This window comes from Oscillochloris sp. ZM17-4, from assembly GCF_019599295.1.
Taxonomy (GTDB): domain Bacteria; phylum Chloroflexota; class Chloroflexia; order Chloroflexales; family Chloroflexaceae; genus Oscillochloris.
In genome coordinates this window covers 223,595-234,487 of sequence record NZ_JAIEWN010000002.1, presented here as the reverse complement: position 1 = coordinate 234,487, position 10,893 = coordinate 223,595, and the positions used below count along the sequence as shown (strand labels likewise).

The following is a 10,893-nucleotide window of genomic DNA, read 5'->3' as shown; positions in this document are numbered from 1 at the left end:
TCGCGGTGAGCGGCCCCATGGCCGACGGCCAGCCCTGGGCGATCAGCGTGGATAACCCGCGCGACGCCGATGCGCCCCTCGGACTGCTGCTGCTCTCTGGCGGCGGCGTGGCCACCTCAGGGCGCGACTACCGGCGCTGGAAGGTGGGCGACAGCTGGCGCCACCATATCATCGACCCGCGCAGCGGGCTGCCTGCCGCAACCGCCGCCCTGACCGCGACGGCCGTCGCGCCCTCGGCCCGCGAGGCCGAGGTGGCGGCGAAGCTGCTCTTTATCCTGGGCGGCGAGGGCATTGCCTGGCTTCAGGGGCGGCCGGGCTACGCCGGCATGGTGCTCTGCGAGGATGGGGGCCAGTTGCCCAGCGCGGGCTGGGCCGGCTACCTGGCCTAGCCCTGCGCTGCCTACTCCGTCACGCTGATCGGGAAGGTTGTCTTCAGCTCGTGGTCGCCCATGTCAGCCACCGCCGTCACCTCCCAGTCGCCGGGCATGACATAGACCACATCGACCTCGTAGCCTCCGCGCCCGACGCTGGTGGCCACCGGCTTGCTGCCGCTCAGGCAGAGCATGTCCATCTTCAGGTCGAAGTAGACGCTCTGGGCGTCGATGGGGCGGCCGCCGTCGTCGGTCAGCGTCACCCGCAGGTGCTGTGTGGTGTTGATCTTCGGGGCGACCGCGCTATCGAGGGTGAATGTCATGCCCTCGCTGGCGAGCTGTGCGCGCACCATGCCGGTAGACAGCGTCGGCAGCGCCGTGGATGCGCAGGCGCTCAGGCTGAGGGCGAGCAGGATCGCTCCCGCCAGCGTGAGGATACGGCGAGCCATACGCGACCTCCTAGCTGCCCTCGGCGATCAGGCGCTGGACGTCGGGCGCCATCACTGTATGGGGCGTGCCGTAGCTGTAGACCATACGCAGCCGGCCCTGCGTGTCGATCAGGTAGGTGGCGGCGCTATGATCCACCAGATAGGCCGCCGAGCTGCCCTCGACGTTATGGCGCTTGTAGTAGATGCCGTACTCGCCGCCGATCTTGCGCAGGGTGGCGTCGTCGCCGCTCATGCCGATGAAGCTCGGGTCGAAGGCCTTCATGTAGCGATCCATCACCTCGGGTGTGTCGCGATCCGGGTCGACGCTCACCATCAGCACGGTCAGCTGGTCGGCCTGGTCGCCGAGATCCTGTTTGACGCGGATAAACTCTGACATCGTGGTGGGGCAGACATCGGGGCAGAAGGTGTAGCCGAAGTAGAGCAGGATCGGCTTACCGCGCAGGTCGCTTAGGCTGAGCGGCGCGCCGCCCTCGCTGCTGGGCAGGGTGAAGTCGGTCAGCTCTTTGGGGGGCGTGATCTCCGTCCCCGCCGTGGGCAGATCGGAGTCCACGCTGCCGGCGGCTGTGGGGGCGGTGGGCGTGGCACTCGTGGCACAGGCGCTCAGCAGGAGCGCGAGCAGCGCGAGCAGCGCAAGGCGTATCCGGGGCATGGCGATCTCCTTTGGATCAAGGGGGAGGGGCGGGGGCAGAATCTGCCCCTGCCCCCACGTCCCCTCTCCTTACGGCTTGCGAACCGGCGCCTCGACCTGCATCGTGCCCGAGTTCTGGAAGGTCAGGGTGATCTTGACCATATCGCCCTCCTTCAGGTCGTGGCGCAGGCCAATCAGCATCACGTGGAAGCCGCCGGGCTTCAGCTCGGCCGTGCCGTTGGCGGGGATGTCGATCTTCTCGACCGGCGACATCTTCATGACGTCGCCATCCATGACCATGGTGTGCAGCTCGACGTTATCGGCCACATCGCTCTCGGCCTTGATCAGGGCGTCGGCGCTGCCGCCGCTGTTGGTGATCATCAGGTAGGCCGCGCTCGTGCCGCCGCTGGCCGCACCCATGGCACCCTCGCCCATGGCGCCCTCGCCCATGTTCATCGTGCCGGACATCGCCATCGTGCCGGACATCGCCTCGCTGTTGCCCATATTCATCCCCCCGGAGGCCGACGCGCCGGTCATAGCGGCGGCCCGCGCCCAGGGCTCGCTGATGCTGATCTTCGCCGGGCTGGTGCCGCAGGCGGCGAGGAGCAGGAGGCCGAGCGCGATCCCAAGAATCTGTATGCGCTGTCGCATGGGTATATATCTCTTTCTGTACTAAGTTTTGGTAGAGAGCATAATACGACGGTACAGTGTGCAAGCTGCAGACTATCACCTGCAATCTGCAATCTGTATGTGGCTAGCGGGAGGGCGCGCTCATGCGCGGGGGGGGGATCGGCGGGCTCCATGCGAGCGAGCGGAGCGGAGCGGTGCTTAGGAGAGGCAGGGCGAGCAGCAGGGCGATCTGGGCCAGCGCGATGCCCATGATCGCCGGCAGGCTCGGCCAGAAGGCCAGCACAAGGATGTGGCCTTCCTGTGTGGCTGGGTCTGAGGAGAGTGCGCAGAGCAGGTGGCTATCGTCGCCATCGTGGCTATCGTCGCCGGTAGATGCATAGCCCGCGCTGGCCGCACAGTGGATGATGCAGAGGGTTGGCTGGCCGCCTCGACGATGTGCTCGTCCAGCGCGGCAACGCCGAGGCACTGCGCTGCTGGGGCGCGACCCTGCGCTCCGTCCGCTTTGAGCGCTGCGCGCTGCGCGGGGCATCCTTCGCCGGCTCGAACCTGAGCGGGGTGATCTTCCGCGACTGTGACCTGACCGGGGCCGACTTCCGCGAGACCACCCTGCGCGGCGCCGACCTGCGCGGCTCGACGCTCGCCGGCCTCCAGGTGGGCCTGCGCGAGATCCAGGGCGCGATCGTCTCGCCGAGCCAGGCGGCCGAGCTGGCCGCGATCCTGGGGCTGGCCGTCACGCCCGAGGAGCCCGGCGCCTGAGCCGACCTCAGCCGGCGCCATCCCCCACCATAGCGATGCCCTGCGGGGTGCGCACGGCCGCGACGATCCACGCTTCGCTCTTGCCGGCGGCCATCAGCGGCACACCGTGCGGCCAGGCTATCTGTCGGCCCGCCCCAGCGTGATCATCGAGGCCCGCACGCTGATCGGCCGGGTATCGCCGTTGCCCTCCAGCGCATCGCCGCTCGTGGGCGGCTCCAGGCCGCGCAGGCCGATGATCGTGCGCCCGGCGGGCAGGCCGAGCAGCAGGCGGTAGTGCCGCCATCCCGCGGGCAGGGCTACCTCGGCCGGGCCGCCAGGCAGCTCCAGGCGCAGGGAGCGCGGGCCGCCGGCGGGCTGCGCGCTCAGGCTCAGCAGGTAGTCGCCGGCCTCGGGCGCGAACAGCCCCAGCTCGGCCGACTCGCCCAGCCAGCGGTAGGGCGCGGCGTCGGACGGGCGCTCCACCGGACCCCAGCCGTCGCGGATCTGGACGACGGGAGCCGTCGCGACGTCGGGCACCTCATAGGCGATCAGCCAGTCGTCCTCATAGATCGGCCCGGCGACGCCCAGCCCAGCCTCGACAAGCGCCTTGAAGGGCGCCTCGTCTGCGGGCTGCAGGTTGATCGGGCCGAGCGGGCGCTGCTTGTAGCCGATGATATAGCGGTAGCCGACCGTGCGCAGGGCGGCCGGCCAGCCCCCCGGCTCGGCGGCGATGTCGCTGCCCAGCGCGCCGGCCCGCAGGTCGCGCAGGGCGGGCAGGCCGAGCTGCGGCTGCGGGTAGAGCCGCGAGTGGTAGCCGCCGCTGATCGGTCGGCCGTGGACTGTCTGGAACAGCATGCGCTCGGCGTCGCGGTAGGGCACATCGTCGTGGAAGGGGAACTCCAGGATCGCGCCGTCGTCGCTGTGGGGCAGGCGGGAGAGGAAGGGTGGCACCTCGGGCGCGCGGGTGGTGATCGGCGCGGGCAGGTAGTCGATCAGCACGAGGGCGGACATGGCGGCCAGGAGGGCCGGCGCCCATGCCCGCCGCCGCGCGCCGAGCATGCCCAGCAGCGCCGCCGCGCCGTGGGCGGCCAGCATCGCCAGGGCGATCGTCACCAAGATATCGAAGCGGTCGGGCTGGCGGGTGAGCCGCACCACCGGCAGGCCGGCGAGCAGGGCGTAGGGCAGCGGCAGGCCCGTGCCCACGCCGTTAACGCGCAGCTCGGCGCCAAGGGCGAGCACCCCGAAGGCCAGGGCCATCAGCCCCCAGGGCCGGGCGGCGGGGCGGCGCCACAGGGCCAGCAGGGCCAGGGCCGAGACGACAAGCCCCAGGTAGAATCGTCGGTTCACCCCGTAGGAGATGCCCCAGGCCCAGGGGACGCCGCCCCAGAGGGCGTGGGCGCGCGGCGGCACCAGGAAGGCCAGCAGGTCGGCCGAGAGCCGCGCCGGGTCCTCGGCCGGGTAGACAGTCATGTAGGTGTGCCGGGTGGCCTCCACCAGCATCGGCGCCACCAGCGGCGCCGCCCCGGCCGCCGAGACGACCCCCACCAGCAGTAGGGCCGAAGCAATCCGCCCCACCAGAGCATACCTCGCCCCTGAGCCATCCGGCGCGGATTGCTTCGGCCCCGCCAGGCCATACCACACCTCCCACGCCACCGCCCCGGCGGTGAAGATCAGCAGGAACAGCGTGTAGTACCAGTCCGTCCATGCGGTCAGCGTCAGGGCGACCCCGGCGAGCAGCGCGCTGCTGCGGCCGCCCCCGCGCAGCGCCCGCAGCAGGAAGAGGATATACCAGGGCAGCCACTGGATGGCGAAGATCTGAAGCTGGCCATCGCTGAGCAGGGCGGCCATATGGAAGGGGCTGGCCACATAGACAAGGCCGGCCAGCAGGGCCGGGCCGTGGCCGACCCGCGAGCGGGCCAGGGCCCACATCCCCAGGCCCCCCAGGGCGAAGGAGAGCATGGCCACCGCGTTGAAGCCAGCGATCGGCCCCCACAGCGCCGTCACCGGCGCGGCCAGCAGCGTGTTGATCGGCGAGAGCGTGTGGTAGAACAGGTTCGGCCGCTCGGGGAAGAAGAAGCGGTCGGTGATCAGCGGGTTCATCCCGCGGAATAGCGCCCGCACCGTCCACCAGAGGTTCCAGACATTCTGGTAGGCGTCCTCCAGCCCGTCCTTATGGGATGCGCCCGGCAGATCCGTGGCGAAGCGCGTCGCCAGGGGCCAGGTGAGGGCCAGTCCGGACAGGATGTAGCAGCCGAGGGCGGTGGCCCACTGGCGGGGGGTAGGGGTTGGGAGCTTGGGGCTGGGGGCTCTCTGCTTATCAGAATGCATCAATCGTCTGTCACGTCTATTCAAATCCAACCCCAACCCCCAACTCCCAACCCCTACCCACCATAGTACAGCGCGGCCAGCTGGGTCACCGCCTCGTCGCGGGTGAGGCCGCCGTGCGAGCCGCGGTAGGTCGACTCGAACCTGCCGCGCTCGGCGAACTCCCACCAGACCGACTCGCCGGCGTAGGGCAGCACCACCAGGTTGCCGACCCGGCCGAGGAAGGACGGGCTGGGGTCGCCGCCGAACATCCCGGCGGCGATCATGTCGGCGGTGCGATGCACCTCGGCCCGCCCGTCCAGCGCCCTCGTCAGCCCGGCGTGAACCTCGGCCAGGCGCTCGTCGCGGATGTAGAGAAACATATCACGCCGCGACCCGGCCGGCACAAGGGGTGCGCCGTCGGCGCTGGTGCGCGTCGCGTGGGCGAGCCCGGGGAAGACCTTGTTCAGCGCGATCGTCGTCTCCGGGTCCACGCCGATCTGGCCGTGGTCGGCGACCAGCAGCAGGGCGACATCGCCGTGGGCCGCCTGGAGGGCCGGGTGGAGCAGGCGGTCGAGGGAGGTCAGGACCGTATCGATCTCCGCGTCCACATGGGCGCTGTCGGGGCCGTAGACGTGCGACACCGCGTCGATCGTATCCACATAGAGGTAGTAGTAGGCCGGGCCGGGCCGGTTCGTCAGGCGCTGCGAGAGGAGCGTCAGCGCCTCGGGCATCGTGCGGAAGGGCACCACATCAGCCCCGGCGCAGACCGTGCGCGTAAACGAGGAGCCGGCATAGTCGCGGTGCTGGATGATCGTCGAGCGCACCCCCGCCATCGAGAGGCGGTCGTAGAGCGTGCCCCTCGGCAAGAGATCGGCCGGGCGCGCCCCGACCGACGACAGCGTCTCGCGGCCGTGGTCGCCGGCGAAGGAGAAGAGCAGCGGCGCGATGATCGCATCGAGCTGCGGCTCATAGGAGAACCACTCGAACACCCCGCTGGCCGCCGGGGGCAGCCCGGTGTTCAGCGTCGTCACGTGGGCGGCCGTGGTGGAGGGGAACATCGTCGTCAGCGGCGAGACCACGCCGTCATCGAGGAAGCGCTTGAGGAAGGGGTAGCGCTCGGCGCGCGGCTCAAAGAAGCGCCAGCCGAAGGCATCCAGAAAGATCAAGATCACCGTCTCGCAGCGCTCGGGCAGGCCGGCGAGGGCGGCGGGCGGCAGGCCGGGCGTGGCCGCGCCGGTGAGCAGAGACTCGATCGTATGGGGGACGCGGGCGAAGCAGTAGCTGTCGTAGAGCGGACGGACGAAGCGCCCGCTAAAATGGGCCTGGGCGACGGCCTGAACAGCTTCCTGGTTAATCATGCGACCTCATAACTACCTGCCACGGCAGGGTGTGCCCGGCGCGAAAGGGCACCACATCGCCGTAGCTGTCGGGCACGTCCCACGGCTCGCGGGCGAGCGTGATCGTCTTCGCGGGCGGGCTGATCTGGTAGATAGCCCGGGCGTTATCGGACACAAAGGCCTGGAGGTGCGGCAGGGCGTCGTGCCGCTCAAACAGCTCGGCGAGCAGCGGCAGGATCACCGGCGCGGTGAATACCCCGGCGGCGCAGCCGGCGGCCTCCTTGCGGTCGATGGGGTGGGGCGCCGAGTCGCTGCCAAACATCAGCTTGGGGTGGGCGCGCAGGGCGGCGGCCAGCAGGGCCGCGCGGTCCTCGGGGCGCTTGGCGATCGGCTTGCAGAAGAGGTGGGGCTGGAGCAGCCCGCCGGCCACATCGTCCAGGGTAATCAGCAGGTGGTGCAGGGTGACGGTGGCGTGCAGGTTGGGGTGCTCATCAAGCAGGGCCACGGCGGCCGCCGTGGTGATATGCTCCATCACGATGGTGAGCGCCGGGAAGCGGCGGGCGAGGCGCGCGTAGACCGGCAGGAACGCAGCCTCACGGTCGAGCACAAAGCCGTGGCTCTCGCCGTGGACGAGCAGCGGGATGCCGAGCCGCTCCATAGCGGCCAGGGTCGGCTCGATCTCCCCCAGGTCGCGCACGCCCCCGGCGCTATTGGTGGTGACACCCTCGGGGTAGAGCTTCACGCCGATGATCTGCGGGCGGGCGGCGGCCAGCTCGGCCTCATCGTAGGCCCGGAAGAACAGCGTCATAGAGGGGGCGAAGACATGGCCGGCAGTGGCCGCCCGCACTGCCGCGCCGTAGGCCTCCAGGCGGGCCAGGCTATCGACGGGCGGCACCAGGTTCGGCATCACCACCGCGCCGGCGAAGTCGCGGGCGCTCAGCGGCGCCACCAGATCGAGCATGGCCCCATCGCGCAGGTGCAGGTGCATATCGAGGGGCGAGGTAAGCTGGAGCTGCATTCACTCACCTTCGGTGGAAATGTTGAATGTTGAATGCTGAATGTTGAATGGCTCAGCATTCAGCATTCAGCATTCAGCATTCAACATTCAACATTCAACACTGGCCTCCCGCATTGTAGCACAGCCCGTCCTATGCTATCATGCGCACGGCTATGCTGAAGAGATAGGGGGATTCGCATGAGCGATGGGAGCGAGCGTCAGCGGCGCGGCAGCACGGCACGGCTTTCGGGCGAGGATGGCGGGCGGGGCGAGGCGAAGCGCACCGAGCGGATGAGCGCCGGCGGCGACGAGTGGAGCCAGCGCGAGCCGGTGAACCCAGGCTGGCGCAGCGAGCGGGCCACCGGCTCGCGGTCGGCGAAGCGCGGGCCGGGCGGGCTGCCCACCTCGCCGCAGGAGTTCCAGCTCTGGCTCCAGTCCGGCGGCTGGCGCTATATCGCCGGGGTCGCCGCGCTCGTGCTCATCCTGCTGATCGCCCTGCTGGCCTACGGCCGCAACGATCAGCGCAGCGCCGGGCTCGGCATCGAAGATCAGCTGGCCCCCACCAGCTTCGCCGGCGTCGGCGTCGGCGCGGGGAGCGCCCTGACCCCGATCATTCAGCCCACGCTCGCGCCCACCACGCCCCCGGCCCCGAAGTTCTTCACCGTCACCGGCACCGGCGGCCAGGGCCTCTTCCTCAGGCCCGCCCCATCCACCGACGGCGCGCCGATCACCACCCTGCCCGACGGCACGCGGGTCGAGCAGGTCGGCGAGGACGCCCCCGGCGGCGATTATATGTGGCGCAAGGTGAAGGCGGCCGATGGCCAGGAGGGCTGGGTGGCGGTGGACTTCCTGACCCCGGAGCCGTAGGGACGCAGCGCGCTGCGCCCTACGGCTTCTCCGCCTTCGTGACGGTGCGCTTGGGCCGCTTGGGCGGCGGCGGGCCGAGCACAAGGTCGAGGACCTCCTCGATCTGGCTGACGAAGGTGAAGACAAGCTTCTGGCGCACCGCCGGCGGGATCTCGACGAGGTCCCGCTCGTTCTTTTTCGGCATGATCACGTGCTTCACCCCGGCGCGGTAGGCGCCCAGCACCTTCTCCTTCACCCCGCCGATCGGCAGCACCCGCCCGCGCAGCGTCATCTCGCCAGTCATCGCCACATCGCGGCGCACGGCGCGGCCGGTGAGCGCCGAGACGAGGGCGGTGGCGATGGTGATACCGGCCGAGGGTCCCTCCTTAGGCGTGGCGCCCTCGGGCACGTGCAGGTGGATATCGACTTTCTCGAAGCGCTTGCCATCGACGCCGAGGTCGGCGGCGTGGGCGCGGATGTAGGAGAGGGCCGCCTGGGCCGACTCCTGCATAATATCGCCGAGCTGGCCGGTGAGAGTCATGCCGCCCTTGCCGTCCATCAGCGAGACCTCGATCGGCATGGTGTCGCCGCCGTTGCCGGTGTAGACCATACTGGTGGCCACGCCGACCTGATCCTGCTCCTCGGCAACGCTGATATCAAAGCGGGGCGGGCCGAGCATACGCTCGACGGCGCGCGGGGTGATCAGCTGCGGGCGGGGGCGGCCCTCGGCGACGCGGCGGGCCACCTTGCGGCAGATCGCGCCAATCTCGCGCTCAAGGTTGCGCACCCCGGCCTCATAGGTGTAGCCACGAATGACCGCCCTGAGCGTCGAGTCGGGGAGGCGCAGGCCGCCCGGGGGCAGGCCGTTATTCGCGAGCTGCTTGGGCACCAGGAAGCGGCGCGCGATCTGCAGCTTCTCCTCCTCGGTGTAGCCGGGCAGCTCGATCACCTCCATACGGTCGAGCAGCGGGTCGGGGATATCCTCGACGATGTTGGCCGTGGCGATAAACAGCGTCCGGCTCAGGTCGAAGGGCAGGTCGATGTAGTGATCGCTGAAGGCGTGGTTCTGCTCCGGGTCGAGCACCTCAAGCAGGGCGGAGGACGGGTCGCCGCGGAAGTCGGCGCCAAGCTTATCAACCTCATCGAGCATAAAGACCGGGTTGAGCGTGGCGGCCTCCTTGAGCCGCTGGATGATCCGCCCGGGCATCGCGCCGATGTAGGTGCGGCGATGGCCGCGGATCTCGGCCTCATCGTGGACGCCGCCGAGGGCGAGGCGGACGAAGCGGCGGCCGAGCACCTGGGCGATGCTCTGGCCGAGGCTCGTCTTACCGACGCCGGGCGGGCCGACGAAGCAGAGGATCGGCGACTTCTGGCCGGGGCCGACGAGCTGGCGCACGGCGATAAACTCAAGGATGCGCTCCTTGACCTTGGGCAGGCCAAAGTGGTTCCGGTCGAGGATCTTCGCGGCGGCGCGCAGGTCCGCATTATCATCGCTCAAGGAGGCCCAGGGCAGATTCGCCATCCAGTCGAGGTAGGTGCGCAGGACCGTATACTCGGGGGCGATGGCCGGGATACTCTCGAGGCGCGAGAGCTCATCATCGACGCGGGCGCGGGCGTACTCAGGGAGCCCGACGATGGCGAGGCGCGCGCGCAGGGCGCTCAGCTCGCGGTGGGCCGGGTCGTCCTGTCCAAGCTCGCGCTGGATCATCTTCATCTGCTCGCGCAGGAACAGCTCGCGCTGGCCGCGGTCGACCTCCTTCTGCACCTGGCTCTGGATGCGATTCTCCAGCTCCATCAGGTCAAGCTCCTGGGTGAGCAGGGCGATGACGCGGTGCAGGCGCTCCTCGGGGTCGATCGTCTCCAGGATCTGCTGGCGGCTGGCGACGCTGATCTGCAGCGTCGAGGCGATCAGGTCGGCGAGGCCGCCGGGCGTCTCCACGTTCATCGCCGTCACATAGGCGTCATCGGGGAGCGTGCGCGAGAGCTTCGTCACCTTCTCGTAGAGCGAGAGGACGGCGCGCATCATGGCCTCGACGGCGATCGTGCGGTCCTCCTCGATCATCAGGGGCTCAGCGCGGACGCGCAGGAGCGGCGACTCATCGACGGGCGCGAGGACGCGCATGCGGCGACGGCCAGAGAGCACCACCGAGATGCTGCCATCGGGCATCCGGCGGACGCGCTGGATGACAGCCTCGACGCCAATCGTGTGGAGGTCGCTGATCCGCGGGCCGTCGAAGTCAAGCTCGCGCAGGAGGAGCGCGAGGACGATGTGGTCATCGGCGATGGCCCGCTCGACGGCGCGGCTGGAGGCCGGGTCGGTGACGAAGACAGGGGCCAGCATGTTGGGGAAGAGCACCGTATCGGCGAGCGGCAGCACGATCAGGACCCGGTCGGCGGGCAGGCCTTCATCGGACAGCTGGCGCGCGGGCGCAGCAGAAAAGTCAAAGAGGGTGGAGGACTCCTCCAACACAGGCGCTCTCCCGGGGGCACGCGCCCCACGATGCGGATATACAAAAAAAGTATAGCACATCGATCCGCAATAGTTTACGCCCAAAGAGAGGCCGTTACGTCCTGGGGACTACCGCGCCAAGGG

At 69.5% G+C, this 10,893-nt stretch carries 11 protein-coding genes; 3 read left to right on the top strand and 8 right to left on the bottom strand.

Annotated elements, in window-relative coordinates; all coding sequences use genetic code 11:
* Positions 1–389: FAD:protein FMN transferase (locus K2Z83_RS02920; protein WP_220593681.1), on the top strand; the 389-nt coding region annotated here is incomplete at its 5' end.
* 11 nt (positions 390–400) lie between these two features.
* On the opposite strand, the gene K2Z83_RS02915 is transcribed toward K2Z83_RS02920, so the two are convergent.
* The 4 genes from K2Z83_RS02915 to K2Z83_RS02900 all read right to left on the bottom strand — a co-directional run bounded on the left by K2Z83_RS02915 (position 401) and on the right by K2Z83_RS02900 (position 2,361).
* Positions 401–820 (bottom strand): FixH family protein, encoded by a 420-nt coding sequence (locus K2Z83_RS02915; RefSeq protein WP_220593680.1) that lies wholly within the window; start codon positions 818–820, stop codon positions 401–403.
* A gap of 10 nt (positions 821–830) precedes the next feature.
* A complete protein-coding gene (locus K2Z83_RS02910; protein WP_220593679.1) occupies positions 831–1,469 on the bottom strand; it encodes an SCO family protein in 639 nt (212 codons plus the stop codon).
* A 69-nt stretch (positions 1,470–1,538) separates the two neighbouring features.
* Complete coding sequence (locus tag K2Z83_RS02905) at positions 1,539–2,099, bottom strand: copper chaperone PCu(A)C (protein ID WP_220593678.1); 561 nt, start codon at positions 2,097–2,099, stop codon at positions 1,539–1,541.
* Positions 2,100–2,202: 103 nt separating this feature from the next.
* Positions 2,203–2,361 carry a hypothetical protein gene (locus K2Z83_RS02900; protein ID WP_220593677.1) on the bottom strand — a complete coding sequence of 53 codons (159 nt, stop codon included), beginning with the start codon at positions 2,359–2,361 and terminating at the stop codon, positions 2,203–2,205.
* Between the two features lie 131 nt (positions 2,362–2,492).
* Here K2Z83_RS02900 and K2Z83_RS02895 point away from each other — a divergent pair, with 131 nt between their 5' ends.
* A complete protein-coding gene (locus tag K2Z83_RS02895) occupies positions 2,493–2,834 on the top strand; it encodes a pentapeptide repeat-containing protein (protein ID WP_220593676.1) in 342 nt (113 codons plus the stop codon).
* A 117-nt stretch (positions 2,835–2,951) separates the two neighbouring features.
* Here K2Z83_RS02895 and K2Z83_RS02890 read toward each other — a convergent pair whose 3' ends face one another.
* From K2Z83_RS02890 to pyrC, 3 genes are read right to left on the bottom strand one after another with little or no spacing between them, the layout of a single operon-like run.
* Positions 2,952–5,141: a 6-pyruvoyl-tetrahydropterin synthase-related protein gene (locus tag K2Z83_RS02890; protein ID WP_220593675.1), complete on the bottom strand. Its 2,190-nt coding sequence runs from the start codon at positions 5,139–5,141 to the stop codon at positions 2,952–2,954.
* Positions 5,142–5,194: 53 nt separating this feature from the next.
* Positions 5,195–6,478 (bottom strand): alkaline phosphatase family protein, encoded by a 1,284-nt coding sequence (locus tag K2Z83_RS02885; protein WP_220593674.1) that lies wholly within the window; start codon positions 6,476–6,478, stop codon positions 5,195–5,197.
* Positions 6,471–7,475: a dihydroorotase gene (gene pyrC, locus K2Z83_RS02880; RefSeq protein ID WP_220593673.1), complete on the bottom strand. Its 1,005-nt coding sequence runs from the start codon at positions 7,473–7,475 to the stop codon at positions 6,471–6,473. Before pyrC ends, K2Z83_RS02885 begins: the two co-directional genes overlap by 8 nt.
* A gap of 177 nt (positions 7,476–7,652) precedes the next feature.
* Here pyrC and K2Z83_RS02875 point away from each other — a divergent pair, with 177 nt between their 5' ends.
* Positions 7,653–8,321 (top strand): SH3 domain-containing protein, encoded by a 669-nt coding sequence (locus tag K2Z83_RS02875; protein ID WP_220593672.1) that lies wholly within the window; start codon positions 7,653–7,655, stop codon positions 8,319–8,321.
* Between the two features lie 19 nt (positions 8,322–8,340).
* On the opposite strand, the gene lon is transcribed toward K2Z83_RS02875, so the two are convergent.
* A complete protein-coding gene (gene lon / locus K2Z83_RS02870) occupies positions 8,341–10,770 on the bottom strand; it encodes an endopeptidase La (RefSeq protein ID WP_370650028.1) in 2,430 nt (809 codons plus the stop codon).
* Between the last annotated feature and the right edge of the window lie 123 nt (positions 10,771–10,893).